Source organism: Edwardsiella sp. EA181011 (genome assembly GCF_000800725.1).
Taxonomy (GTDB): Bacteria; Pseudomonadota; Gammaproteobacteria; order Enterobacterales; family Enterobacteriaceae; genus Edwardsiella; species Edwardsiella anguillarum.
This window is the reverse complement of record NZ_CP011364.1, coordinates 1,642,495-1,667,744: the sequence shown is the minus strand read 5'-3', so window position 1 is coordinate 1,667,744 and position 25,250 is coordinate 1,642,495. Positions and strand designations below refer to the sequence as shown.

Annotated in this window: 20 protein-coding genes, 7 tRNA genes and 2 pseudogenes; 25 read left to right on the top strand and 4 right to left on the bottom strand. The window is 63.1% G+C overall.

Translation table 11 applies throughout. The annotated features are described in order from the left end of the window. Positions 1 to 62 precede the first annotated feature (62 nt). From QY76_RS07395 to QY76_RS07365, 7 genes are all read left to right on the top strand, one after another. Positions 63 to 139: transfer RNA gene (locus QY76_RS07395), tRNA-Met, on the top strand. Between the two features lie 19 nt (positions 140 to 158). Then, positions 159 to 243: transfer RNA gene (locus QY76_RS07390), tRNA-Leu, on the top strand. 22 nt (positions 244 to 265) lie between these two features. Then, positions 266 to 340, top strand: a tRNA-Gln gene (locus tag QY76_RS07385). 38 nt (positions 341 to 378) lie between these two features. Further along, a tRNA-Gln gene (locus QY76_RS07380) sits at positions 379 to 453 on the top strand. Between the two features lie 56 nt (positions 454 to 509). Beyond that, positions 510 to 586 (top strand) — tRNA-Met (locus QY76_RS07375). 4 nt (positions 587 to 590) lie between these two features. Continuing rightward, a tRNA-Gln gene (locus QY76_RS07370) sits at positions 591 to 665 on the top strand. 54 nt (positions 666 to 719) lie between these two features. After that, positions 720 to 794, top strand: a tRNA-Gln gene (locus QY76_RS07365). A 96-nt stretch (positions 795 to 890) separates the two neighbouring features. Here QY76_RS07365 and ubiF read toward each other — a convergent pair. After that, positions 891 to 2,066 carry a 3-demethoxyubiquinol 3-hydroxylase gene (ubiF, locus tag QY76_RS07360; protein ID WP_045425842.1) on the bottom strand — a complete coding sequence of 392 codons (1,176 nt, stop codon included), beginning with the start codon at positions 2,064 to 2,066 and terminating at the stop codon, positions 891 to 893. A 198-nt stretch (positions 2,067 to 2,264) separates the two neighbouring features. Here ubiF and miaB point away from each other — a divergent pair, with 198 nt between their 5' ends. Next, complete coding sequence (gene miaB / locus QY76_RS07355) at positions 2,265 to 3,689, top strand: tRNA (N6-isopentenyl adenosine(37)-C2)-methylthiotransferase MiaB (RefSeq protein ID WP_034164180.1); 1,425 nt, start codon at positions 2,265 to 2,267, stop codon at positions 3,687 to 3,689. Between the two features lie 51 nt (positions 3,690 to 3,740). Here miaB and QY76_RS07350 read toward each other — a convergent pair whose 3' ends face one another. Further along, the gene (locus QY76_RS07350; RefSeq protein ID WP_081854088.1) at positions 3,741 to 5,264 is read right to left on the bottom strand and encodes an AbgT family transporter; all 1,524 of its coding nucleotides are present in this window, start codon (positions 5,262 to 5,264) and stop codon (positions 3,741 to 3,743) included. A 352-nt stretch (positions 5,265 to 5,616) separates the two neighbouring features. On the opposite strand from QY76_RS07350, the gene QY76_RS07345 reads away from it, so the two are divergent. The 3 genes from QY76_RS07345 to corC all read left to right on the top strand — a co-directional run bounded on the left by QY76_RS07345 (position 5,617) and on the right by corC (position 8,143). Next, positions 5,617 to 6,699: a PhoH family protein gene (locus tag QY76_RS07345; protein ID WP_202812015.1), complete on the top strand. Its 1,083-nt coding sequence runs from the start codon at positions 5,617 to 5,619 to the stop codon at positions 6,697 to 6,699. Further along, the gene (ybeY, locus tag QY76_RS07340; RefSeq protein ID WP_034164177.1) at positions 6,696 to 7,169 is read left to right on the top strand and encodes an rRNA maturation RNase YbeY; all 474 of its coding nucleotides are present in this window, start codon (positions 6,696 to 6,698) and stop codon (positions 7,167 to 7,169) included. The genes QY76_RS07345 and ybeY overlap by 4 nt, the downstream gene beginning before the upstream one ends. Positions 7,170 to 7,255: 86 nt before the next feature. Further along, entirely contained in the window at positions 7,256 to 8,143 is an 888-nt protein-coding gene (gene corC / locus QY76_RS07335) for a CNNM family magnesium/cobalt transport protein CorC (protein ID WP_034164176.1), read from the top strand. Between the two features lie 34 nt (positions 8,144 to 8,177). Here corC and ald read toward each other — a convergent pair whose 3' ends face one another. Then, entirely contained in the window at positions 8,178 to 9,290 is a 1,113-nt protein-coding gene (gene ald / locus QY76_RS07330; RefSeq protein ID WP_034164175.1) for an alanine dehydrogenase, read from the bottom strand. Positions 9,291 to 9,447: 157 nt separating this feature from the next. Here ald and lnt point away from each other — a divergent pair. The 7 genes and pseudogenes from lnt (at position 9,448) to rihA (QY76_RS07295) (ending at position 16,491) form a co-directional block, all read left to right on the top strand. Next, positions 9,448 to 10,979, top strand: a pseudogene (gene lnt / locus QY76_RS07325) (apolipoprotein N-acyltransferase). Positions 10,980 to 11,325: 346 nt separating this feature from the next. Next, positions 11,326 to 12,228 (top strand): glutamate/aspartate ABC transporter substrate-binding protein, encoded by a 903-nt coding sequence (locus QY76_RS07320; RefSeq protein WP_034164173.1) that lies wholly within the window; start codon positions 11,326 to 11,328, stop codon positions 12,226 to 12,228. A 103-nt stretch (positions 12,229 to 12,331) separates the two neighbouring features. Continuing rightward, the gene (locus QY76_RS07315) at positions 12,332 to 13,072 is read left to right on the top strand and encodes an amino acid ABC transporter permease (protein WP_034164172.1); all 741 of its coding nucleotides are present in this window, start codon (positions 12,332 to 12,334) and stop codon (positions 13,070 to 13,072) included. Beyond that, positions 13,072 to 13,748, top strand: a pseudogene (gltK, locus tag QY76_RS07310) (glutamate/aspartate ABC transporter permease GltK). The gene QY76_RS07315 and the pseudogene gltK overlap by 1 nt, the downstream one beginning before the upstream one ends. Further along, complete coding sequence (locus QY76_RS07305; protein ID WP_034164170.1) at positions 13,745 to 14,470, top strand: amino acid ABC transporter ATP-binding protein; 726 nt, start codon at positions 13,745 to 13,747, stop codon at positions 14,468 to 14,470. The pseudogene gltK and the gene QY76_RS07305 overlap by 4 nt, the downstream one beginning before the upstream one ends. Before the next feature lie 126 nt (positions 14,471 to 14,596). Then, positions 14,597 to 15,556, top strand: a complete 960-nt coding sequence (gene rihA / locus QY76_RS07300) for a pyrimidine-specific ribonucleoside hydrolase RihA (RefSeq protein WP_045425835.1) — start codon at positions 14,597 to 14,599, stop codon at positions 15,554 to 15,556. Then, positions 15,553 to 16,491: a pyrimidine-specific ribonucleoside hydrolase RihA gene (gene rihA, locus QY76_RS07295; protein ID WP_034164168.1), complete on the top strand. Its 939-nt coding sequence runs from the start codon at positions 15,553 to 15,555 to the stop codon at positions 16,489 to 16,491. The genes rihA (QY76_RS07300) and rihA (QY76_RS07295) overlap by 4 nt, the downstream gene beginning before the upstream one ends. Before the next feature lie 31 nt (positions 16,492 to 16,522). Here the strand turns inward: rihA (QY76_RS07295) and QY76_RS07290 are convergent, their stop codons facing one another. Then, entirely contained in the window at positions 16,523 to 17,005 is a 483-nt protein-coding gene (locus QY76_RS07290) for a zinc ribbon-containing protein (RefSeq protein WP_045425832.1), read from the bottom strand. Between the two features lie 345 nt (positions 17,006 to 17,350). Here QY76_RS07290 and leuS point away from each other — a divergent pair, with 345 nt between their 5' ends. From leuS to mrdA, 7 genes are all read left to right on the top strand, one after another. Beyond that, complete coding sequence (leuS, locus tag QY76_RS07285) at positions 17,351 to 19,933, top strand: leucine--tRNA ligase (protein ID WP_034164166.1); 2,583 nt, start codon at positions 17,351 to 17,353, stop codon at positions 19,931 to 19,933. Between the two features lie 14 nt (positions 19,934 to 19,947). After that, positions 19,948 to 20,622: an LPS assembly lipoprotein LptE gene (gene lptE / locus QY76_RS07280; RefSeq protein WP_034164165.1), complete on the top strand. Its 675-nt coding sequence runs from the start codon at positions 19,948 to 19,950 to the stop codon at positions 20,620 to 20,622. Further along, a complete protein-coding gene (gene holA, locus QY76_RS07275) occupies positions 20,619 to 21,653 on the top strand; it encodes a DNA polymerase III subunit delta (protein WP_034164164.1) in 1,035 nt (344 codons plus the stop codon). The genes lptE and holA overlap by 4 nt, the downstream gene beginning before the upstream one ends. Continuing rightward, a complete protein-coding gene (gene nadD / locus QY76_RS07270) occupies positions 21,643 to 22,308 on the top strand; it encodes a nicotinate-nucleotide adenylyltransferase (RefSeq protein ID WP_034164163.1) in 666 nt (221 codons plus the stop codon). The genes holA and nadD overlap by 11 nt, the downstream gene beginning before the upstream one ends. Before the next feature lie 179 nt (positions 22,309 to 22,487). After that, entirely contained in the window at positions 22,488 to 22,805 is a 318-nt protein-coding gene (gene rsfS / locus QY76_RS07265) for a ribosome silencing factor (protein ID WP_034164162.1), read from the top strand. A 4-nt stretch (positions 22,806 to 22,809) separates the two neighbouring features. Continuing rightward, positions 22,810 to 23,280, top strand: a complete 471-nt coding sequence (rlmH, locus tag QY76_RS07260) for a 23S rRNA (pseudouridine(1915)-N(3))-methyltransferase RlmH (protein ID WP_045425829.1) — start codon at positions 22,810 to 22,812, stop codon at positions 23,278 to 23,280. Between the two features lie 65 nt (positions 23,281 to 23,345). After that, complete coding sequence (mrdA, locus tag QY76_RS07255; RefSeq protein WP_034164161.1) at positions 23,346 to 25,241, top strand: peptidoglycan DD-transpeptidase MrdA; 1,896 nt, start codon at positions 23,346 to 23,348, stop codon at positions 25,239 to 25,241. Positions 25,242 to 25,250 lie beyond the last annotated feature (9 nt).

Here is a 25,250-nt window from a genome sequence, read left to right as displayed (position 1 = left end):
CTTCCCCCCCATATCCGCATAATGCGCCCCGCAACGCCGATGAAGGCTAGCGAATAAAGAACGGCTACGTAGCTCAGTTGGTTAGAGCACATCACTCATAATGATGGGGTCACAGGTTCGAATCCCGTCGTAGCCACCACTCTTTATTACGCAAGTGGGCGGGAGTGGCGAAATTGGTAGACGCACCAGATTTAGGTTCTGGCGCCGCAAGGTGTACGAGTTCAAGTCTCGTCTCCCGCACCATTTCAACCCGGCTTGTGTCGGATGGGGTATCGCCAAGCGGTAAGGCAGCGGGTTTTGATCCCGCCATCCCCAGGTTCGAATCCTGGTACCCCAGCCATATTTTCTGTCTCGATGGAGACTGGATACAGTCCCTGATGGGGTATCGCCAAGCGGTAAGGCAGCGGGTTTTGATCCCGCCATCCCCAGGTTCGAATCCTGGTACCCCAGCCACAGAAAATAATGATTGAAATTCAATAAGTTGTATGATTTACTAGTAACACATTGATGGCTACGTAGCTCAGTTGGTTAGAGCACATCACTCATAATGATGGGGTCACAGGTTCGAATCCCGTCGTAGCCACCACTTTTGGGGTATCGCCAAGCGGTAAGGCAGCGGATTCTGATTCCGCCATCCCGAGGTTCGAATCCTCGTACCCCAGCCAAATTTATTCGGTTCGCCACGGCGGGCCGCGCATCGAAAGGTGCCACCCAACAATTGGGGTATCGCCAAGCGGTAAGGCAGCGGATTCTGATTCCGCCATCCCGAGGTTCGAATCCTCGTACCCCAGCCAATAAGAGAGCTCACCTTCGGGTGGGCTTTTTTTTTGCCTGCCGTTTGCCCGCGCCTTTGGCGGCGCGCCACACGACGCACCGCCCGCCGCCATCGCCTACAGCCCGATAGCGTAGCGCAGCGCGCGTGCCTTGAGCCCACCGGCGCGATCCGCCGCCATCAGCCCCAGATTGCGCAGCAGCATCAGCGGCGGCAAGCGGTTGCTGAAGGCGCCGTAAAAGAGATCCATCCCGCTCTGCATCAGCAGGTTATCGCCCAGGCGACGGCGCTGATAGCGCTGCAGCACCGCCTGCGTCTGCCACGCCTCACCGCGCGCCGCGGCCGCCGGCACCACCTCCAGCAGCGCCGACACGTCGCGGTAGCCCAGATTCACCCCCTGCCCGGCGAGCGGGTTAATGGTGTGCGCCGCATCGCCCAGCAGCAGCAGTCCCTGGTCCACGTAGCGCTGCGCGTGGCGCCGAATCAGCGGAAACGCCGCCGCGGCCACCGCCTGCACCGGCCCCAGTCGGGCGGGAAACGAACGCAGGATCGCCTCATTCAGCTGCGCCAGCGGCATCGCCAACAGCTGACGGATACGCGACGGGCTGTCATACCACACCAGCGAACCCCAGCCGGGCCACAGGGGCAAAAACGCCCGCGGACCATCCGGGGTAAACTGCTGCCAGGTGACATCCTGCGGCACCGGCGGCGTCTTCACGCTGATCAGCATGCAGTCGTGGCGGTACTGCCAGCCGTGAACGCCGATGCCGGCCTGGCTGCGCACCCGGGACTCGGCGCCATCCGCCGCGATGACCAATCCGGCATAGAGCCTTTCGCCGTTATCCAGCGCCAGCTGCCACCCCTGCCCGGCGCGCTGTAACTGCTGCAGCGCCGCCCCGGTATACAGCGTGACGTCCTCGTGGGCCTCCAGCGCCTGCCACAGTGCGCGCTGCAGTACCCGGTTCTCCAGCATGAAGCCCAGACACGGCAGACCGAGCGTCTCGGCACGAAACGAGACCGTTGACGACGCCCACTCCCAGGTCTCCAGCCCGCGGTAGGGCACCGCGCGCATCGCCTGCACCGCTGACCACACCCCGAGCTGCTCCAGCAGGCGCACGCTGGCCATGCTGACGGCGGAGATGCGCAGATCGGGATCGCTGTCTGGGACAAACGGCGGCGGCGGGCTGTTCTCCAGCACCGTCACCCGCAGGCCGGCCTGCGCCAGTCCCAGGGCCGCCGCGGCGCCCACCATCCCACCGCCGACCACCACAATACCGCCCGCGTCCTGAACCATCGCCTCTCCCCCTGTCACCGCACATTTTGCGCTAGTGTAGCGGATTTCAGCCCCCTTGCCCCCCGCTATCTGACTGGTCACGACAGCGCCAAGCGATTACAATAGCCGCCCTGCCGCGGACGCAACGGTCACCGCCGGCACGGCGCCTGAGGGCGCCTGCGCGTCCCTGATCCACCTGCACTGAGCAATGGCAAGTCGATGACAAAAAAACTGCATATTAAAACCTGGGGCTGTCAGATGAATGAGTATGACTCATCCAAGATAGCCGATCTGCTGGGCAGCACGCATGGCCTTGAGCTGACGGATAATGCCGAGGACGCCGATGTCCTGCTGCTGAATACCTGTTCGATCCGTGAAAAGGCGCAGGAAAAAGTGTTCCATCAGCTTGGCCGCTGGAAGATGCTCAAAGAGGCCAAGCCGGATCTGATCATCGGCGTCGGCGGCTGCGTCGCCTCCCAGGAGGGTGAGCATATCCGCGAGCGCGCCAGCTTTGTCGACATCATCTTTGGCCCGCAGACGCTGCACCGCCTGCCGGAGATGATCGACAGCGCGCGCAGCAGCCACGGCCCGGTGGTTGACGTCAGCTTCCCGGAGATCGAAAAGTTCGACCGCCTGCCGGAGCCGCGCGCCGACGGCGCCACCGCCTTTGTCTCCATCATGGAAGGCTGCAACAAATACTGTACCTACTGCGTGGTACCCTATACCCGCGGGGCCGAGGTCAGCCGCCCGTGCGACGACGTGCTGTTTGAAATCGCCCAGCTGGCCGCCCAGGGCGTACGCGAGGTCAACCTGCTGGGGCAGAACGTCAACGCCTACCGCGGCGCCACCTTCGACGGCGGCATCTGCTCCTTTGCCGAGCTGCTGCGCCTGGTGGCCGCCATTGACGGCATCGACCGTCTCCGCTTCACCACCAGCCATCCAATAGAGTTCAGCGACGACATCATCGCCGTGTATGAGGACACCCCAGAGCTGGTCAGCTTCCTGCACCTGCCGGTGCAGAGCGGATCCGACCGCATCCTCAACCTGATGAAGCGCACCCATACCGCGCTGGAGTACAAGGCGATCATCCGTAAGCTGCGCAGGGCGCGCCCGGATATTCAGATCAGCTCCGACTTTATCGTCGGCTTCCCCGGCGAGACCCAGCAGGACTTCGAACAGACCATGCAGCTGATCGCCGAGGTGGACTTCGACATGAGCTACAGCTTTATCTTCTCCGCCCGCCCGGGCACCCCGGCCGCCGACATGGTGGACGACGTGGCGGAAGAGGAGAAAAAGCAGCGCCTGTACATTCTGCAGGAGCGTATCAGCCAACAGGCGATGCGCTACAGCCGCCGGATGCAGGGTACTGTGCAGCGCATCCTGGTCGAGGGCACCTCGCGCAAGAACGTGATGGAGCTGTCCGGCCGCACCGAAAACAACCGGGTGGTCAACTTTGCCGGTCAACCGGAGATGATCGGGCGCTTCGTCGACGTTGAGATCACCGAGGTGCTGCCCAATTCCCTGCGCGGCGTCGTGGTTCGCAGTGAAGAGGAGATGGGGCTGCGCATCAGCGAGTCGCCGCAGTCGGTGATCGCCCGCACCCGCAAAGAGGATGCTCTGGGCGTCGGCAGCTACCAGCCGTAAGCCGCCCGCGTCACGACGCCCGGTCTAGGCCGGGCGTTTTATTTGATGCGCTTACCCCGCCGCGGGGTAGCCATACCCTCCCTGGACGCCCAACGGTATCCCGAGCCCCCACATCGCCAGCAGCAGCGCCGTCCACGCCAGCGCCATCAGCAGCGAATAGGGCAGCATCAGCGTGACCAGCGAGCCGATCCCTGCCGACGAGACATACTTACGGCAGTAGACCACCACCAGCGGGAAAAAGCCCATCAGCGGCGTGATAATGTTGGAGGTGGAGTCCCCTATGCGGTAGGCCGCCTGCGCCAGCTCCGGCGACAGCTGCACCGCCATCAGCATCGGCACCAGGATCGGGCTGAGCAGCGCCCATTTGGCTGAAGCCGATCCCAGCAATAAGTTGACCAGAAAGACCAGGATCACGACACCGAGCACCGTCCCGGCGGCCGGCACGCTGAGGGCCTTCAAGCCGGCGGCGCCCGCCAGCGCCAGCAGCGTGCCCAAGTTCGAGGTGTTAAAGATGGTGATAAACTGCGCAGCGAAAAAAACCACCACCAGATAGTAGCCCATAGTACGCATATTCTCGGTCATCGCCTCGATCACCTGCCTGGCCTGCGTGAAACGTCCGCTGAGAAAACCGTACAGGGTGCCGAGGATGATAAACAGGATAAAGATCAGCGGCACGATGGATTGGATCGCCGGCGACTGTGAGCTGCTCAAGACCCCCGCGGGGCTCCGAAACGGCGAGCCGGCTGGATACATCAACGCCGCCAGGAGCAGCAGCATCAGCACCATTGCGCCCAGCGCATAGCCGAACGCCCGGTTCTCCCGCGGCGTAAAGGTACTGAGCGCGCTGTTTTCCTGCTCATCCTGCGGCACATCCAATGGCTGACGGCGCAGGCGGGGTTCGATAAACCGATCCGTCACCAGCCATACCAGCAGGATCACCATCAGCGAAGAGAGGGAGGTAAACAAGAAATTGCACAGCACATTCACCGAATAGCCCGGCGCCAGCAGGCGCGCCGCCGCCTCGCTGAACCCGGCCAACAGCGCATCGTTGCCGGATGGAATAAAGCTGGCGGAGTAGCCGCCGGACACCCCGGCGAAGGCGGCGCAGATCCCGGCCAGCGGATGACGCCCTACCCGCTGAAACACCACGCCGGCCAGCGGGATCACCAGCACATAGCCCACGTCGGCCGCCACATGGCTGAGCAGCGCCACCAGCACCACCATCGGCGTCAGCAGGCGGGCGGGGGTGATCCGCACCAGCTTTTTCACCGCCGCGTCGATAAAGCCGGCGCGATCGGCGACCCCGACCCCGAGCAGCGCCACCAGCACGATGCCCAGCGGCGGAAACGCGGTAAAGGATTGCGTCATCTTGCTGAGGAAGTCCACCAGCGCCGCCAGGGTCATCATATTGACCACCTGTACCGCCTCGCCGCTGCTGGGATTGATAAACTCAAAGGAGACCTGCGACAGCGCCGCCGACAGCAGCAGCAGCAGGATCATCAGATAGATAAACAGCAGCGCCGGATCCGGTATCCGATTCCCCAGGCGCTCGACGGCGCCGAGAAAGCGCGCCATGCCTCCGTGTGCCGCCCCTGCGGGGACGGACGTTTTCTGAGGTGAAGCCATTGTCTGGGCCCTCCATGTCTGCGTCACCGCAGGTCATGGTACCAGCCACCCTCGACGTTTTTTTTGCGCTGCCACGCAGTTAAAAAAACGTTAAATAAGACATATGGATGATATATTAATAAAATAAAATATAATGATTACATGGTATTAAAATAAATGAGGCGATTCCCCTGCTGCGCCGGCGCCGCGCGCGAAGATTGGCAATTGCCACCCCGTGACATGTATGATGTGAACAGCCGCGGTATACCGCGTGGCCATCGCATGGCCCGCATCCCTGCGCCCCCACGCCGCGGGCGGCGCAATGCACACACGAATCCAGAGGATTGATTTGAACGTCGCAACCGAAGAACTCTTGCTTGAACCCGCTGACAATCAGCGGCTGAACAGTCTGTGCGGCCCGTTCGATGGCAATATCAAGCTGCTCGAACACCGCCTGGGGATCGAAATCAATCACCGTGACAATCACTTCACGCTGGTCGGACGGACACCCTGCGTGCGCGCCGCCGTGGATATTCTCAAGCGCCTGTATGTAGATACCGCGCCGGTGCGCGGCCAGACGGGCGATATCGACCCCGAGCAGATCCATCTGGCCCTCAAGGAGAGCCGGGCGCTGGAACAGGCCGCCGAACACGTGCCGGACTATGGCAAGGCGATCCACATCAAGACCAAGCGCGGGCTGATCAAGCCGCGTACTCCCAATCAGGCGCAGTACATCGCCAATATTCTCGACCACGATATCACCTTCGGCATCGGCCCGGCCGGTACCGGCAAGACCTATCTGGCGGTAGCCGCCGCGGTCGATGCTCTGGAGCGCCAGGAGATCCGCCGCATCCTGCTGACCCGTCCGGCGGTGGAGGCCGGTGAAAAGCTGGGCTTCCTGCCGGGCGATCTCAGCCAAAAGGTCGACCCGTACCTGCGTCCGCTGTACGATGCGCTGTTTGAAATGCTCGGCTTTGAACGGGTTGAGAAGCTGATGGAGCGCAACGTCATCGAAGTGGCGCCGCTGGCCTATATGCGCGGGCGTACCCTGAACGATGCCTTTATCATTCTGGATGAGAGCCAGAACACCACCATCGAACAGATGAAGATGTTCCTCACCCGCATCGGCTTTAACTCCAAGGCGGTGATCACCGGTGATATCACCCAGGTGGATCTGCCGCGCAGTCAGAAGTCCGGCCTGCGCCACGCCATTGAGGTCCTGTCGCCGGTGGAGGAGATCAGCTTTAACTTCTTCCACAGTGAAGACGTGGTGCGCCACCCGGTGGTCGCCCGCGTGGTGATGGCCTATGAGGCCTGGGACGCTGCGGAACAACAACGTAAAGAGGCCCTGGCCGCCGAGCGCAAGCGCGAGGCGCAGGCCGCCCAGACACAGGAACAACCATGAGTAATATTATTCTCGACCTACAGATCGCCTGCGACGACGCCCCCGGCCTCCCCGCCGAAGGCGACTTTCTGCGCTGGCTAGAGGCGGTGCTGCCGCGCTTTCGCGATGAGGCGGAGGTCACCATCCGCCTGGTGGACGAGGCCGAAAGCCACGAGCTTAACCTCACCTACCGCGGCAAGGATCGCCCGACCAATGTCCTCTCCTTCCCGTTCGAGGCCCCCCCGGGCATCGAGCTGCCGCTGCTCGGCGACATGGTGATCTGCCGCCAGGTGGTAGAGCGCGAGGCGCAGGAGCAGAACATTGCCCCGCTCTCACATTGGGCGCATATGGTTGTGCACGGCTCGCTTCATCTGCTAGGGTATGACCACATCAGCGACGAAGAGGCTGAGGAAATGGAGTCTCTGGAAGCCGAGATCATGCAGGCGCTGGGATATCCCGATCCCTATGCGGCGGAAAAAGCGTCCGACTGAACGACCCCTCTGGGGTCACGTTTGCGGTGGGCGATGACGCCCGCCGTTAAGATTGACCAGACAAAGAGTAACCATACATATACGCTATGAGCGACGACCATTCTCAGAATAGCGACAGCCCCAGTCCCCATAAGAAAGGCTTCTTTTCCCTTTTGCTCAACCAGCTGTTTCACGGCGAACCCAAGAACCGCAGCGATCTAGTGGAACTTATCCGCGACTCCGAGCAGAATGATCTGATCGATCCCGATACCCGCGACATGCTGGAAGGGGTGATGGACATCGCCGAGCAGCGTGTGCGTGACATCATGATCCCGCGCAGCCAGATGGTGACCCTGAAACGCAACCAGACCCTGGACGAGTGCCTGGACGTCATCATTGAGTCGGCCCACTCGCGTTTTCCGGTGATCAGCGAAGACAAAGATCACATTGAAGGCCTGCTGATGGCCAAGGATCTGCTGCCCTTTATGCGCAGCGACGCCGAGCCGTTCCGCATCGATAACGTACTGCGCCAGGCCGTCGTCGTGCCGGAAAGCAAGCGCGTTGACCGCATGCTCAAGGAGTTCCGCTCCCAGCGCTATCATATGGCCATCGTCATCGACGAGTTCGGCGGCGTCTCCGGGCTGGTCACCATCGAGGATATTTTGGAGCTGATCGTCGGCGAGATCGACGATGAGTACGATGAGGTGGAGGATCGCGACGTGCGCCAGATCAGCCGCCATCTCTACACCGTGCGTGCGCTGACCCAGATCGAGGATTTCAACGATATCTTCGCTACCCGCTTCAGCGACGACGAGGTCGATACCGTCGGTGGCCTGGTGATGCAGGCCTTCGGCCATCTGCCATCGCGCGGCGAGAGCATCGACATCGACGGTTACCAGTTTAAGGTCGCCATGGCCGACAGTCGACGCATCATCCAGGTACACGTCAAGATCCCGGATAACGCTCCTCAGCCTAAACTGGACGTCGAGATCTAAAACGAGGGGGCTACTCGCCCCCCGTTTAGCGCGCTCACGCCAACAGGCGGTGTGGATCGGTATAACTCAGGCCATGTGCCTGCGCCACCGCCTGGCAGGTCAACTGCCCCGCCATCACATTCAATCCAGCCAATAATCCCGCATCCTGACGCAACGCCGCCAAGCCGTGATCGGCCAAGGCCAGAATATAGGGCAGCGTCGCGTTGTTCAGCGCCTGCGTCGCGGTGTAGGCCACCGCCCCCGGCATATTCGCGACGCAGTAGTGCACCACGCCCTCCTCGACATAGGTCGGCGCTTGGTGGGTGGTTGGATGCGAGGTCTCCACGCATCCCCCCTGATCGATCGCCACGTCAACGATCGCCGACCCCGGACGCATCGTCGCCACCTGCGCACGCGATACCAACTTCGGCGCGGCGGCTCCGGGCACTAGCACCCCGCCAATCAGCAGATCGGTCGTCGGCAGCAGACGCTCAATCGCCTCACGGCTGGAGTAAGCCAGCTTCACCCGCCCCTGAAACTCACTATCCAAGCGTTGCAACACCGCCAGGTTACAATCCAGCAGCGTCACATCGGCGCGCATCCCCAGCGCCATACGCGCCGCATTGGCGCCGACCACCCCGCCGCCGAGGATCGCCACCTTGGCCGGCTCAACGCCGGGTACGCCCCCCAACAGGATCCCCCGCCCGCCCTGTGTCTTCTCCAGCGCCTGGACCCCAGCCTGGATCGACATCCGCCCAGCCACCGCCGACATCGGCGCCAACAGGGGCAGTCCCCCCTCACGCTGGGTCACCGTCTCATAGGCGATGCAGGTCGCACCGCTGGCCAGCAACGCCTGGGTCTGTGCCAGATCGGGCGCCAGGTGCAGATAGGTAAACAGGATCTGCCCCGGCCGCAGGCGGGCGCATTCCGCCGCCTGCGGTTCTTTCACTTTGACGATCAGCTCAGCGGTGGCGAACAGCATGGCGACATCGGCCACGACCTCGGCGCCAGCCTGGCGGTACAGCTCGTCGCTATAGCCGATCCCTGCCCCCGCCGTGCTTTCCACCATAACTCTATGGCCTCGCAACGTAACTTCACGTACACTGCTCGGCGTCATACCGACACGATATTCGTGGTTTTTTATTTCTCTTGGTATGCCAATAATCATGTTACCCTCACGTTATCTGCTGGTTACCGCACCATAAAAAACAGCCGAATCATTGCTTTATTTTTCACCAGTATAGGCACTGTGGGATAGAATTTGTCACCATTTTTTAACAACGATTGGGCTACATCTCCATTCTGAAGTGAAAAGAGTAGAATTAATGACTATCGCTGCTTTACTGCAACGCCAACGCATTCGTGCGTTATTGGCCTTGGCCTGCGGGGCCTGCGGCACCCTCGCCTTTTCGCCCTACGATATCTGGCCTGCGGCACTGATCTCCCTATGCGGCCTGCTCGCCGTCACCCTAAACCGCACCACTCGCCAGGCGATGCTGCTGGGCTTCCTGTGGGGGCTCGGGCTGTTCGGCAGCGGCGTCAACTGGGTCTACGTCAGCATTGAACAGTTCGGCGGCATGCCGACGCCGGTCAGCGTATCGCTGGTCGTGCTGCTGGCGGCCTACCTGGCACTCTACCCGCTGCTGTTCTGCGCCGTGCTCAACCGCCTGTGGCCGAAAACCACCGTCTGGCGCCTGGCGATCGCCGCCCCGGCGCTGTGGCAGGCGACGGAGTTCCTGCGCGGCTGGGTGCTGACCGGCTTCCCCTGGCTGCAGTTCGGCTACAGCCAGCTCAACGGCCCGCTGAAGGGCATCGCCCCACTGGCCGGCGTGGACGCCATCACCTATCTGCTGGTGATCATCAGCGGCCTGCTGGTACTGGCCGCCGTCCAGCGCCGTCCTCTGGCGCTGGCACTGGCGCTGGTGCTGCTGTGCGCACCCTGGCCGCTGCGTCAGATGCACTGGTATCAAAGCCTGCCGCAGAAAGCGGTCAACGTGGCCATGGTACAGGGCGATATCGCCCAGTCGATGAAGTGGGATCCCAACGCGCTGATCGCCTCGCTGCAGGCCTATCTGGAGGCGACCCGCCCCTACCTGGGGAAAGCGCCCATCATCATCTGGCCCGAATCGGCTATCGCCGATACCGAAGCCAATGAACAGCCGTTCCTGACCATGATGGATCGCCTGCTGCGCGCCCACCACAGCAGCCTGATCACCGGACTGGTGGACGAACGCCCGGGCACGCGCGGCATGAAGTTCTACAACTCCGTGATCGTGCTGGGGGGGAGAGTCCCTACCAGTACCCGGCGCGCCAGCGTTACAGCAAGCATCACCTGGTGCCGTTCGGCGAGTTTGTCCCGATGGAGGATCTGCTGCGCCCGCTAGCGCCGTTCTTCAACCTGCCGATGTCGGCCTTCAGCCGCGGCGACTATGTGCAGCCGGCGCTGCAGGTGCAGGGCTACAATCTGACCGCCGCGATCTGCTATGAGATCGTGCTGGGCGAGCAGGTGCGCGCCAACTTCCGCCCGGATACCGACTTCCTGCTCACCGTCTCTAACGATGCCTGGTTCGGCAACTCCATCGGTCCGTGGCAACACTTCCAGATGGCGCGTATGCGGGCCCTGGAGCTGGGACGACCGCTGCTGCGCGCCACCAATAACGGCATCACCGCCGCCGTCGACGCCTCCGGCAACATCATCGCCAGCCTGCCGCAGTTTACCCGCAGCGTACTCGAAGTGAACGTCACGCCGACCCGCGGCGAGACCCCCTATGCCCGCCTGGGCAGCGCACCGCTGTGGCTGCTGAGCGCCGTGATGGGCGCGCTGGCGCTGCTCTACGCCCTCCTGCGCCGCCGCTAAGGCACACCGCCTCCGAGTGCGGCCTTCGGGCTGCACTCGCTCACCGTTGGCACGCGGCTTGCAATCTTTTCCCCTGCAACGCCTCTCCGCCGGGTTTTCTCCCCCGCCGTCCGGGGTGTTGCACCGCGACAGCGCATCTTCACGCACACAGGCTGTGCAACCCCCCTGTTTTGCCATAAAACGGTGCGCTTTTGATCTCATTTTAAAAACATATTGATATCATTTTATTTACATTAAGCTATGTTTTCTCCATGACGCCGCGCGCCTTCGTTCGGCACGCGCATGATAAAAACAACATATAAAACATATACATAAACACAACACCCCACAATAGAAGGAGCAATGCATGCGTAAGTCTGTGTTATCACTGGTTCTTCTGGGCCTCTCTTTTCCCCTGTTTGCCGTCGCGCAGGAGGCGGCCGACGGCTCGCCGACCCTACAAAAAATCAAAGACAGCGGCGTGATCGTGATCGGCCACCGCGAGTCGTCGGTCCCCTTCTCTTACTACGACAATAAGCAGCAGGTGGTCGGTTACTCGCAGGATTACAGCAACGCCATCGTGGCGGCGGTAAAGAAGCAGCTTGGCCTCGCCAACCTTCAGGTGAAGCTCCTGCCGATCACCTCGCAGAACCGTATCCCGCTGCTGCAAAACGGCACCTATGACGTCGAGTGTGGCTCCACTACCCACAACGCCGAGCGCCAGCAGCAGGTCGCCTTCTCCAACACCCTGTTTATCGTCGGCACCCGCCTGCTGACGGCCAAGGAGAGCGGAGTGCATGACTTCCGTGACCTGGCCGGTAAACCGGTGGTGGTCACCTCCGGCACCACCTCGGAAATCATGCTCAACCGCATGAACGAGAAAGAGGGCATGAAGATGCGCATCATCAGCGCCAAGGATCACGGTGACGCCTTCCGTACCCTGGAGAGCGGCCGCGCCGTGGCCTTCATGATGGACGACGCGCTGCTGGCGGGCGAACGCGCCAAGGCCAAGCAGCCTGAACGCTGGGTGATTGTCGGCACCCCGCAGTCCTATGAGGCCTACGGCTGTATGCTGCGCCGGGACGATCCGGCCTTCAAAAAGCTGGTCGACGACACCGTCGCCCATGTACAGACCTCCGGTCAGGCCGCCGACGGCTATCGCCGCTGGTTCGAACAGCCCATTCCACCGAAGAACATGAACCTGCAGTTCGCCCTCTCCGATGAGATGAAGACGCTGTTCGCCGCCCCCAACGATCGCATCGCCGAATAATCAGCCCGGCGCCAGCCCATCGCGCGGACCGCACGCCCGCGCGATGGTGCGTGCGTCTACGGCGCTCCCCTCCCAGCGGGGCGCCGGCTAACCGGAGTCACCTATGTCTATCGATTGGAACTGGGGCATCTTTCTGCAGCCGGCCCCCTTCGGCGGCACCACCTACCTAGGCTGGATTTGGTCCGGCATGCAGGTCACCGTCGCCCTGTCGCTGGCGGCCTGGGTCATCGCCTTTCTCCTCGGCTCGCTGCTGGGGATCCTGCGCACCCTGCCCAGCCGCCCGCTGGCCATGATTGGCGCGATCTATGTCGAGCTGTTCCGCAACGTCCCGCTGATCGTCCAGTTTTTTACCTGGTATCTGGTGGTGCCGGAGCTGTTGCCGGCCGACTGGGGCAACTGGTTCAAAGGCGAGCTGGATCCGTCGATCCAGTTTTTTGTCTCCTCGCTGCTGTGCCTGGGACTGTTTACCGCCGCCCGGGTCTGCGAGCAGGTGCGCGCCGCCATTCAGTCTCTGCCGGCCGGGCAGAGGCATGCTGGACTGGCCATGGGCTTCACCCTGCCGCAGACCTACCGCTATGTCCTGCTGCCCAACGCCTATCGGGTGATCGTGCCGCCGCTGACCTCTGAGATGCTCAATCTGGTCAAGAATTCGGCCATCGCCTCCACTATCGGGCTGATGGAGATGGCCGCCCAGGCCGGCAAACTGCTGGACTACTCGGCGCATGCCTATGAATCCTTCACCGCCATCACCCTGGCCTATATCGCCATCAACGGCCTGCTGATGCTGGCCATGCACCTGCTGGAGCGGCGGCTGCAGCTGCCGGGCAGCATGGGGAGCCGCTAATGTACGCATTCGACTGGAGCTCCATCCCCCCAGCCTGCCCTATCTGCTGGACGGCATGGTGATCACGCTAAAGATAACGCTGACGGCGGTGGTGGTCGGCATTCTGTGGGGTACCCTGCTGGCGGTGATGCGGCTGTCGCGCTGGAAGCCCCTCGCCTGGCTAGCCGCCCTGTATGTCAATCTGTTCCGCTCGGTACCGCTGGTGATGGTGCTGCTGTGGTTCTATCTGGTGGTGCCCAGCCTGCTGCAGCGCTTTCTCGGCCTATCGCCCCAGAGCGATATCCGCCTGATCTCGGCGATGGTGGCCTTTGCGCTGTTCGAGGCCGCCTACTATTCCGAGATCATCCGCGCCGGCATCAAAAGCGTCGCCCGCGGGCAGAACGCCGCCGCGCTGGCCCTGGGAATGACCCCGTGGCAGTCCCTATACCTGGTGGTGCTGCCGCAGGCGTTCCGCGCCATGGTGCCGCTGCTGCTCACCCAGGGCATCGTCCTGTTCCAGGATACCTCGCTGGTTTACGTACTGAGCCTGGCGGACTTCTTCCGCACCGCCTCCACTATCGGCGAGCGCGACGGCACCCAGCTGGAGATGATCCTGTTTGCCGGCGCCGTCTACTTCATCATCAGCCTCAGCGCCTCGCTGCTGGTCAGCCATCTCAAGAAAAGGAGCGCCCTATGATCTCCCTGCAACGGGTCAGTAAATGGTATGGACAGTTTCAAGTGCTGAGCGACTGCAGCACCCACGTCGACAAAGGCGAGGTGGTGGTGGTCTGCGGCCCCTCCGGCTCCGGCAAATCGACCCTGATCAAGACCGTCAACGGGCTGGAGCCGATCCAGCAGGGGCAGATCTGCGTCAACGGCACCGCGGTGCACGATCGCCGCACCGATCTGGCGCGCCTGCGCTCGCGGGTCGGCATGGTGTTCCAGCACTTCGAGCTGTTTCCGCACCTGTCGATCATCGATAACCTGACCCTGGCCCAGGTCAAGGTGCTCGGGCGCGCCGCGCCGCTGGCGGCCAGCAAGGGGCAGGCGTTGCTGGATCGCGTCGGCCTGGCGGCGCACGCCGCCAAGTTTCCCGCTCAGCTCTCCGGCGGCCAGCAGCAGCGCGTCGCCATCGCCCGGGCGCTGTGCATGGACCCGGTGGCAATGCTGTTCGATGAGCCGACATCGGCCCTCGATCCGGAGATGATCAACGAGGTGCTGGACGTGATGGTCTCCCTGGCAAGCGAGGGGATGACCATGATGGTGGTCACCCATGAGATGGGATTCGCCCGCAAGGTGGCCAATCGGGTGATCTTTATGGATGAGGGACACATCGTCGAAGATCGCGAGAAAGATGCCTTCTTCACCCAGCCCCACTCGGCGCGGGCGCGCGATTTTCTGGCCAAGATCATCCATTAGGCGACCTCGCCGCCCGCCGATGGCAGGAGTGCGCCCCGCCTCACGCTTTGCCGTCCGGCGGCTGTTCGTCCGCCCATCGCAGGGGTATGGTGCCAGGATGAGTCCGTCAATTACCTGGAGCGTTTCATGGCATTCCCCCTGATTATCGACTGCGATCCCGGCCACGACGATGCCATCGCCCTGATCCTAGCGCTGGCCAGCCCGGAGCTGGAGGTGCGCGCCGTCACCACCAGCGCCGGCAACCAAACCCCGGAAAAAACCCTGCGCAACGCCCTGCGTATTCTCACCCTGCTGCGCCGCAGCGATATCCCGGTGGCCGGCGGCGCCGCCAAACCGCTGATGCGCGAGCTGATCATCGCCGACAGCGTCCACGGCGAAAGCGGCCTCGACGGCCCCCGTCTGCCGGAGCCGGGCTTTGCCCCTCGCGACGGCGGTGCGCTGGCGCTGATGGCCCAGGTGCTGCGCGATGCGCCGCAGCCGGTCACCCTGGTCGCCACCGGCCCGCTGACCAACGTGGCGCTGCTGCTGGCCGCCCACCCGGAGCTGAAGCCGCGCATTGAGCGCATCGTCATCATGGGCGGCAGCGCCGGCGCGGGGAACTGGACGCCGGCGGCGGAGTTCAATATCTACGTCGATCCCGAAGCCGCCGAGATGGTATTCCAGAGCGGGGTGCCCATCGTGATGGCCGGCCTGGATGTGACCCACCGGGCGCAGATCCTCGACGCCGATATCGAACGCCTACGCGACATCGGCAACCCGGTGGCGCGCACCGTCGCCGAGCTGCTCGACTTTTTCATGCGCTATCACCGCCAAGAGAAGTGGGGTTTCCAGGGGGCGCCGCTGCACGACCCCTGCACCATCGCCTGGCTGTTACGCCCGCAGATGTTCACCCAGCATGACTGCTGGGTTGGCGTAGAGACTGCAGGGCAATACAGCGACGGCATGACGGTGGTGGATCGCCTCGGCCTGAACGGCCTGCCCGCCAACACCACCTTACTGACCGATATCGATCGCCAGGCCTTCGTCGATCTGCTGGCCGAGCGGATCGCCGCGGCTTATGGCGACTTCACGGAGGAAACACGATGAAACGACCGCTGATCATCGACTGCGATCCCGGCCTGGATGATGCTATCGCCCTGGCGATGGCGCTGCAGGCGCCGCAGCTGGAGGTGCTGGCCGTGACCACTAGCGCCGGCAACCAGACCCCGGAGAAAACCCGCAGCAATGCCCTGCGCCTGCTGACCCTGATGGGACGCAACGATATTCCGCTGGCCGGTGGCGCTGCCCAGCCCCTCATCCTCCCGCTGCGCATTGCCGAGGAGGTGCATGGCAGCACCGGGATGGGGCATACCCAGTTGCCCGAGGCTACGCGGCAGGCGGATGCGCGCGGGGCGCTAGCCCTAATGGCCGAGGTGCTGCAGGCCAGCCCCGAGCCGGTCACCCTGGTGGTCACCGGCCCGATGACCAATGCCGCCCTGCTGCTGCGCAGCTACCCACAGCTGGCCTCTCGCCTGGCGCAGATCGTCTTCATGGGCGGAGGCATGAACGCGGGGAACGCCACCCCCTGCGCCGAGTTCAACATCCTAGTCGATCCCCACGCGGCGGAGATCGTCATGCAGTCCGGGGTGCCGCTGGTGATGGCGGGACTGCATATGACACACCAGGCCCTGGTGCTGCCAGAGGAGATCGAGCGGATCCGCGCCCTCGCCAACCCGGTAGCGTACGCGGTGGCCGAGATGCTCGACTTCTATCTGCCCATCTACCTCAACGGACCAAACCGCTTGCCCGGGGCGGCCATGCACGATCCCTGCACCATCGCCTGGCTGCTAGCGCCGCAGCTGTTCAGCAGCGAGCGTTATTGGGTGGGGGTCGAGACGCAGGGACGCTATACGACGGGGATGACGCTGGTCGATCGCGATCGGCTGACGGGGCGTGACGCCAACTGCGAGGTACTGTTGACCATCGACCGCCCGGCCTTTGTCGAATTACTGATCGCCGCGCTACGGCGCTATGCGGCGTAGCGCGGGACGGTGAGTCACGATGCCGCCGCCCTCAGGGGCGGAAGGGACGGCGGTGAAACTGATCGTGGCCGCAGCGCGGACAGCGCGGCAGGATCTCCGGGGTATACACATCCAGGTTAAAGTGGCACTTCTCGCACACCAGGTGCCCCAGGCCAACCACCTCGCCGCTGTGATAAACGCCGTGGTGGTTCACATCCTGCAGCACCTCGCGCCACTCCAGCTGGGTTTTGTCGGTAATATCGGCCAGCTCCTGCCACAGGCTCTCCTTGATGACGCGCATAAACACGCTGTCTTCCATCTCATCGCGGCTATCCTGATAGGCGCGGGCAAACTCCTCCAGATCGCGGCGCATCGCCTGACGGATCTGTTCAATATCGGCCTCGCTCAGATCGCTGGCGTGCCGGAGCTGCTGCTCCGCGCTCTCCAGCAGCGCATCGATATCGCGCTCCCCCTTCTCTAGGCGTTCGGTCAACGCCGCCAGCCACAGCTGATAATAGTGCGTTACCTTGCTCATCTCCTACCTCCGTTCAGCACCGCGTCAGAACATCTCTGGCCGGCCCCCTGCGGTGGCCCGCGTGAAAACTGCATATAGCGCATATCAGGACGCTCGAGATCCCGCTCACCGCGCGCGGATAAGCGCTATCCCCGTTATATTTTAGCCGTAATTCATTGACAGACTGTGATCTTCACGTAGCGTATGTAACAAAACGGCACCCGGGGTAAGCCGACGGGGGAAAGAATTCACCGCCGGCGCGCTCGGCGGTTGTTGCCCGCGACGCTTATCGGCTATCCTATGCCGATCACCATCACATATCAGGCTACAGGTGTAGCTGTTTTACTAACAGGACTTCCAGCTGCCATGCAAGAGCAATATCGTCCAGAGGACATTGAATCCCACGTCCAGCGCCACTGGGATGAACAGAAAACCTTCCAGGTCACCGAAGATGACAGCAAAGAGAAATATTATTGCCTCTCCATGCTGCCGTATCCCTCCGGCCGACTGCATATGGGCCACGTCCGTAACTACACCATCGGTGATGTGATTTCCCGTTACCAGCGTATGCTGGGCAAAAACGTGCTGCAGCCCATCGGCTGGGACGCCTTCGGCCTGCCGGCGGAAGGCGCGGCGGTGAAGAACAACACCGCGCCGGCCCCCTGGACCTATGCCAACATCGATTACATGAAGAACCAGCTGAAGCTGCTGGGCTTCGGCTACGACTGGAGCCGCGAAATCGCCACCTGTAAGCCGGACTACTACCGCTGGGAGCAGTGGTTCTTCACCAAGCTGTATGAAAAGGGTCTGGTCTATAAGAAGACCTCTGCGGTCAACTGGTGTCCGAACGATCAAACCGTGCTGGCCAACGAGCAGGTCATCGACGGCTGCTGCTGGCGCTGCGACTCCAAGGTCGAGCGCAAAGAGATCCCGCAGTGGTTTATCAAGATCACCGACTACGCCGATCAGCTGCTCAACGACCTCGACAAGCTGGAAGACTGGCCGGAGCAGGTTAAGACCATGCAGCGCAACTGGATCGGCCGCTCTGAAGGGGTAGAGATCACCTTCTGCGTCGCCGATCGCGATGACACCTTCGCCGTCTACACCACCCGCCCGGACACCTTCATGGGCGTCAGCTACCTGGCCATCGCCGCCGCGCACCCGCTGGCCCAGCAGGCCGCCACCGACAACCCGGCGCTGGCGCAGTTCATCGACGAGTGCAAGAACACCAAGGTTGCCGAGGCCGACATGGCGACCATGGAGAAGAAAGGCATGGCCACCGGCCTGTACGCCATCCACCCGCTCAGCGGTGAGCGTCTGCCTATCTGGGTCGCCAACTTTGTGCTGATGGACTACGGCACCGGCGCGGTGATGTCCGTTCCGGCCCACGACCAGCGCGACTGGGAGTTCGCCGCCAAGTACCACCTGCCGATGAAGCCGGTGATCCTGACCGCCGACGGTCAGGCGCCGGACATCAGCGCCGCCGCCATGACCGACAAAGGCGTGCTGTTCAACTCCGGCGAATTTGATGGTCTGGACTTCAGCGCCGCCTTCGACGCCGTCGCCAACCGCCTGATCGCTGCCGGCGTCGGCGAGCGCAAGGTCAACTACCGCCTGCGCGACTGGGGGGTTTCCCGCCAGCGCTACTGGGGCGCCCCGATCCCGATGGTGACCTTGGAAGACGGCAGCGTGATCCCAACGCCGGAAGACCAACTGCCGGTGATCCTGCCGGAGGACGTGGTCATGAACGGCATCACCAGCCCGCTCAAGGCCGACCCGGCCTGGGCGAAGACCACCGTTAACGGTCATCCGGCGCTGCGCGAGACCGACACCTTCGACACCTTCATGGAGTCCTCCTGGTACTACGCGCGCTACACCTGCCCGCAGTACGACCAGGGGATGCTGGATCCGCAGGCCGCCAACTACTGGCTGCCGGTCGATCAGTACGTCGGCGGCATCGAACACGCCATCATGCACCTGATGTACTTCCGCTTCTTCCATAAGCTGATGCGCGACGCGGGTCTGGTGGACTCCGACGAGCCGGCCAAGCGCCTGCTGTGCCAGGGCATGGTGCTGGCGGACGCCTTCTACTACACCGGCGCCAACGGCGAGCGTAACTGGGTCTCGCCGGTGGATGTCACCGTCGAGCGTGACGACAAGGGCCGCATCACCCAGGCGACCGATCGCGACGGCCGCGAGCTGGTCTACGCCGGCATGAGCAAGATGTCCAAGTCGAAGAACAACGGCATCGATCCTCAGGTAATGGTGGAGCGCTATGGCGCCGACACCGTCCGCCTGTTCATGATGTTCGCCTCCCCGGCGGAGATGACCCTGGAGTGGCAGGAGTCCGGCGTCGAGGGGGCCAACCGTTTCCTGAAACGCGTCTGGAAACTGGCCTTCGATCACCAGCAGAAAGGGCCGGCCGCTGCGCTCGACCTGACGGCGCTGAACGATGACCAGAAAGCCCTGCGCCGCGATCTGCACAAGACTATCGCCAAGGTGAGCGACGACATTGGCCGCCGCCAGACCTTCAACACCGCCATCGCCGCCGTGATGGAGCTGATGAACAAGCTGACCCGTGCCCCGCAGGAGAGCGAGCAGGATCGCGCCCTGATGCAGGAGGCCCTGCTGGCCGTGGTGCGCATGCTGTATCCGTTTACCCCGCACGTCTGCTTCACCCTGTGGCACGCGCTGGGTGGCACCGGCGACATCGACGTCGCGCCGTGGCCGGTCGCCGATAACGCGGCGATGGTCGAAGACAGCAAGCTGATCGTGGTGCAGGTCAACGGCAAGGTACGCGGTAAGATCACCGTTGCCGCCGACGCCAGCGAGGAGCAGGTGCGCGCGCTGGCGGCGCAGGAGCCGCTGGTCGCCAAGTACCTCGACGGGGTCACCGTACGCAAGGTGATCTTTGTGCCGGGCAAACTGCTCAACCTGGTTGTCGGGTGAGCCTAGGAGGACGTGTGCAACACCGTATTACTGCGCTGTTGCTGGGATTGGCGGTGCTGGTCACCGCCGGATGCGGATTCCACCTGCGCGGCAGCGCGCAGGTTCCCAGCGAGTTTCATCAGCTGATCCTCGACAGCAACGACCCGTATGGCCCCTTCACCCGCGCGGTGCGCGAGCAGCTGCGCCTGAACAATGTCACCATCGTCGATGCGCAGAGCCTGCCGCCGCAGGGTAGCGTCGCCAGCGCGGGCGCGGACAAGGCGGCCACGCCGCTACCCTCCCTGCGGCTGCTCGGCGTCACCCAGAGCCAGGACACCGTCTCTATCTTTAAAGACGGGGTCACGGCGGAGTACCAAATGGTGATGACCGTCAGCGCTCAGGTGCTGGTGCGCGGCCACGATCTCTATCCGCTGACGGTGCGCGTCTACCGCAGCTTCTTCGACAACCCGCTGGCCGCGCTGGCCAAGGATGCCGAACAAGCGATGCTGATACAGGAGATGTATCGACAGGCCGCGCAGCAGCTGGTGCGTAAGCTGATGAGCATTCAGGCCGCCGAGCTGCAAAACAACGACCGCCGGATGAGCAGCGACGTCAGCGCGCCCAAGGTACAGGGCAGCAACGACTTTGACCGGGTCAACACCGGCGTTATCGCTGCACCGGCCGCGCAGGCCGGACAGCCGGTGAAATGAGCCGGATTTACCCCGAACAGCTCGGCGCACAGCTGCAGGATGGGCTGCGCGCCTGCTACTTCATTCTGGGCAACGAGCCGCTGCTGATCCAGGAGAGCCTGGATCTGATCCGCCAGCGCGCCCGCGCCCACGGGTTTGACGAGCAGTTCAGCGTCACCCTCGATCCCCACACCGACTGGGATGCGCTGTTCAGCCAGTCCCAGTCGATGAGCCTGTTCGCCAGCCGCCAAATCCTGACCCTGACCCTGCCGGACAACGGCGTCAATGCGGCGATGGGCGAACGTCTGAGCCAGCTTGCCGCCCTGCTCCACCCGGATCTGCTGCTGCTGCTGCGCGGCCCGCGCCTGACCCGCACCCAGGAAAACGCGGCCTGGTATAAACTGCTCAGCCCGCAGGCCACCCTGGTCAGCTGCCAGACACCGGAGCAGACCCAGCTGCCGCGCTGGGTCGCCAACCGCGCGCGCCAGATGCAGCTGCAGCTCGACGACGCGGCGCTACAGCTGCTCTGTTACTGCTACGAGGGCAACCTGCTGGCGCTCTCCCAGGCGCTGGGGCGACTCTCTCTGCTCTACCCCGACGGACGGCTGACCCTGCCGCGCGTCGAACAGGCGGTCAACGATGCCGCCCACTTCTCGCCGTTCCACTGGCTGGACGCCTGCTTAGCGGCGCGCGGCAAGCGCGCCTGGCATATACTGAACCAGCTGCGCCAGGAGGGCTGCGAGCCGGTGGTGCTGGTGCGCACCGTACAGCGCGAGCTGCTGCTGCTGCTGCAGCTCAAGGAGGGCGCGGCGCAGACGCCCCTGCGTACGCTGTTCGATAAGCATAAGGTGTGGCAAAACCGCCGCCCGCTGCTGACCCAGGCGCTGCAAACCCTCTCGCTGACCCAGCTGCACCAGGCCGTGGCGCTGCTGAGCCAGTGCGAACAGATAATCAAACAGGATTTCGGCCAATCCGTATGGCCCCAGCTGGAGTCCCTGACCCTACTACTGTGCGGCAAGATGCTGCCGGAGAGTATGCTGCATGCCGAGTGAATCCCAGCCGGCGGCGCCGTCCCTACTGGCGCTGTTCGGCGGCACCTTCGATCCCATTCATTATGGCCACCTCAAGCCGGTCGCGGCGCTGGCGCAGGAGGTAGGGCTCGGCCACATCACCCTGCTGCCCAACCACGTTCCCCCGCACCGGCCGCAGCCGGAGGCCTGCGCCGCCCAGCGCCTGGAGATGGTGCGTCTGGCCATCGCCGACGATCCGCTGTTCTCCGTCGACGATCGCGAGCTGCGCCGCGCCAGCCCCTCCTACACCATCGACACCCTGGAGGCGCTGCGCGCCGAGCTGGGCCCACGGAGAGCGCTGGCCTTTATCATCGGCCAGGACTCCCTGCTGACCCTGCACAGATGGCAGCGCTGGCAGGACATTCTGCGCTGCTGCCACCTGCTGGTCTGCGCCCGCCCCGGCTATCCCGACCGGCTGGACACCCCGGCGCTGCAGGACTGGCTGGAGCAGCACCGCACCCGCGACGTTCAGCGTCTGCACCGCCGGCCCCACGGCTGTATCTATCTGGCCAACACGCCGCTGCTGTCGGTCTCGGCCACCGACATCCGCCAGCGCCGCCATCTAGGGATCAGCTGCGACGATCTGCTGCCGCGCGCGGTACAACGCTATATCGAGCTGCAGGGGCTCTACCGCTGAAGCGTCCCCTTTCGCCCCTTCGGTGATTGACAGGGATTTGCAGGCTGATATCCTCCGCAGCAACGTATTCTCGCCCCGCTCGCCGGCGTGCGCCCCTCGCGGGGCGCATCGGGCGCCGCGTGGGGAGTCATGCTTGATATAACAGCATAAATTTAAGACCTATTGATGAGGGGGAACCTTTGCAAGGTAAAGCACTCCAAGATTTCGTTATTGATAAGATCGATGATCTGAAGGGCCAGGATATCGTCGCCATCGACGTCTGCGGCAAATCCAGCATTACTGACTGCATGATCATCTGCACCGGCACCTCCAGCCGCCACGTGATCTCCATTGCCGACCACGTGGTACAGTCGTCGCGCGCCGCCGGCCTGCTGCCGCTGGGCGTAGAGGGCCAGAACGGCGCCGAATGGGTGGTGGTCGATCTCGGCGACGTCATCGTGCACGTGATGCAGGAAGAGAGCCGTCGTCTGTACGAACTGGAAAAGCTGTGGAGCTGATGCGGTGAAACTGCAGCTGGTGGCGGTCGGCACCAAAATGCCCGACTGGGTACAAACCGGTTTTCTCGACTATATTAAGCGCTTTCCCAAGGATATGCCGTTTGAACTGACCGAGGTTCCGGCCGGGAAACGCGGTAAGAATGCCGATATTCGCCGCATTCTGGAGCGAGAAGGCGAGCTGATGCTGGCCGCGGTCGGCAAAGGCAACCGCATTGTCACCCTGGATATTACCGGCAAACCCTGGGATACCCCGACGCTGGCCGGACAGCTGGAGCGCTGGAAGCAGGACGGGCGCGACGTCAGCCTGCTGATCGGCGGTCCCGAGGGGCTGGCGCCCGCCTGCAAGGCCGCCGCCGAACAGAGCTGGTCTCTGTCGCCCCTGACCCTGCCGCACCCGCTGGTGCGCGTGCTGGTGGCCGAAAGCCTCTACCGGGCCTGGAGCATTACGGCCAATCACCCTTATCATCGTGAGTAATCGCCTGCCGGCCACGCCGGCAATGATGTTAATCCCGGCAGTACGCCTGAGCATGACGGAACGGAATGAAACTAGATCGTAACCCCTTTCGTGACTATTCGGCAGAGTCCGCCCTGTTCATCCGTCGTGCGCTGTTCGCCTTCGTCGGCGTACTGCTGCTGACCGGCGTACTGCTCGCCAATCTGTACCACCTGCAAATTCTGCGTTTTGAAGACTACAGGACGCGCTCTAACGAAAACCGCATCAAGTTGGTGCCCATCGCCCCCAGCCGCGGCATGATCTACGATCGCAACGGCACCCCGCTGGCGTTTAACCGCACCATCTACCAGTTGGAGGTGATCCCCGAAAAGGTCGACGGAATGACAGCGCAGCTCGATGCGCTACGCCCGATCGTCGATCTGACCGACGAGGATCTCGACAGCTTCCAGAAGGAGCGCAAGCGCTCGCGGCGCTTCACCTCGATTCCGCTGAAGACCGCCCTCAGCGAGGTGCAGGTGGCCCGCTTTGCCGTCAACCAGTTCCGCTTCCCCGGCTTTGAGGTCAAGGGCTACCAGCGTCGCTACTACCCCTACGGCTCCGCCCTGACCCACGTCATCGGCTATGTCTCCAAGATCAACGACAAAGACGTCGAGCGTCTGGATAAAGAGGGGAAGCTGGCCAACTACGCCGCCACCCACGACATCGGCAAGCTGGGCATCGAACGTTACTATGAGGATGTGCTGCACGGCAAAACCGGCTATGAAGAGGTGGAGGTCAACAACCGCGGGCGGGTGATCCGCCAGCTGCACGAGCAGCCGCCCCAGGCGGGTAAAGATATCTACCTGACGCTGGATCTCAACCTGCAGCGCTATATCGAGCAGCTGCTGGTCGGCAGCCGCGCCGCCGTGGTGGTCAGCGATCCGCGCAGCGGCGGGATCCTGGCGCTGGTCTCCACCCCCAGCTACGACCCTAACCTATTCGTCGACGGCATCTCCGGCAAGGATTACCGCGGCCTGCTCAACGACCCCAACCGGCCGCTGATCAACCGCGCCACCCAGGGGGTCTATCCTCCCGCTTCGACGGTCAAACCCTACGTCGCGGTCTCGGCGCTCAGCGCCGGCGTGATCTCCCGCAATACCACCCTCTTCGACCCCGGCTGGTGGCAGCTGCCCGGATCAGAGAAGCGCTTTCGCGACTGGAAGAAGTGGGGCCATGGGCGGCTGAGCGTCACCAAGGCGTTGGAGGAGTCGGCAGACACCTTCTTCTACCAGGTGGCCTATGACATGGGGATCGACCGCCTGAGCGAGTGGCTGTCCAAGTTCGGCTATGGCCAGTATACCGGTATCGATCTGTCCGAGGAGCGCTCCGGCCTGATGCCGACCCGCGAATGGAAGCTCAAGCGCTACAAGAAACCCTGGTATCAGGGTGACACTATCCCGGTCGGCATCGGCCAGGGCTACTGGACCGCGACGCCGATCCAGATGGCCAAGGCGCTCAACACCCTGATCAACGACGGCAACGTCAAGGTGCCACACCTGCTGATGAGCACCCGCATCAACGGTCAGCTGGTGCCGTTCCGCCAGCAGGAGAGCCAGCAGATAGGCGATATTCACTCCGGCTTCTGGGAGATCGCCAAAGATGGCATGTTCGGCGTGGCCAACCGGCCCAACGGCACCGGCTACAAGTATTTTGGCAGCGCCCCGTATAAAATCGCCGCCAAGTCCGGTACCGCCCAGGTCTTCGGCTACGAGACCTACAACGCGCATACCATCGCCGAGCATCTGCGCGACCATAAGCTGATGACCGCCTTCGCCCCCTATGACAACCCGCAGGTGTCGGTGGCCATCATTCTGGAGAACGGCGGCGCCGGCCCGGCGGTGGGCACCATCATGCGCCAGATCCTGGATCACATCATGCTGGGCGACAACAATACCCAGCTTCCCAATGCAGCCCCCACGCCACCCGGCGTGGAGGGCGACTGACAGGCATAC

Coding starts and splice junctions, on each gene's coding strand:
- ubiF (WP_045425842.1), bottom strand. CDS start 2,066: ATGGTTCAGGACGCGGGCGGTATTGTGGTGGTCGGCGGTGGGATGGTG.
- miaB (WP_034164180.1), top strand. CDS start 2,265: ATGACAAAAAAACTGCATATTAAAACCTGGGGCTGTCAGATGAATGAG.
- QY76_RS07350 (WP_081854088.1), bottom strand. CDS start 5,264: ATGGCGCGCTTTCTCGGCGCCGTCGAGCGCCTGGGGAATCGGATACCG.
- QY76_RS07345 (WP_202812015.1), top strand. CDS start 5,617: ATGCACACACGAATCCAGAGGATTGATTTGAACGTCGCAACCGAAGAA.
- ybeY (WP_034164177.1), top strand. CDS start 6,696: ATGAGTAATATTATTCTCGACCTACAGATCGCCTGCGACGACGCCCCC.
- corC (WP_034164176.1), top strand. CDS start 7,256: ATGAGCGACGACCATTCTCAGAATAGCGACAGCCCCAGTCCCCATAAG.
- ald (WP_034164175.1), bottom strand. CDS start 9,290: ATGATTATTGGCATACCAAGAGAAATAAAAAACCACGAATATCGTGTC.
- QY76_RS07320 (WP_034164173.1), top strand. CDS start 11,326: ATGCGTAAGTCTGTGTTATCACTGGTTCTTCTGGGCCTCTCTTTTCCC.
- QY76_RS07315 (WP_034164172.1), top strand. CDS start 12,332: ATGTCTATCGATTGGAACTGGGGCATCTTTCTGCAGCCGGCCCCCTTC.
- QY76_RS07305 (WP_034164170.1), top strand. CDS start 13,745: ATGATCTCCCTGCAACGGGTCAGTAAATGGTATGGACAGTTTCAAGTG.
- rihA (WP_045425835.1), top strand. CDS start 14,597: ATGGCATTCCCCCTGATTATCGACTGCGATCCCGGCCACGACGATGCC.
- rihA (WP_034164168.1), top strand. CDS start 15,553: ATGAAACGACCGCTGATCATCGACTGCGATCCCGGCCTGGATGATGCT.
- QY76_RS07290 (WP_045425832.1), bottom strand. CDS start 17,005: ATGAGCAAGGTAACGCACTATTATCAGCTGTGGCTGGCGGCGTTGACC.
- leuS (WP_034164166.1), top strand. CDS start 17,351: ATGCAAGAGCAATATCGTCCAGAGGACATTGAATCCCACGTCCAGCGC.
- holA (WP_034164164.1), top strand. CDS start 20,619: ATGAGCCGGATTTACCCCGAACAGCTCGGCGCACAGCTGCAGGATGGG.
- nadD (WP_034164163.1), top strand. CDS start 21,643: ATGCCGAGTGAATCCCAGCCGGCGGCGCCGTCCCTACTGGCGCTGTTC.
- mrdA (WP_034164161.1), top strand. CDS start 23,346: ATGAAACTAGATCGTAACCCCTTTCGTGACTATTCGGCAGAGTCCGCC.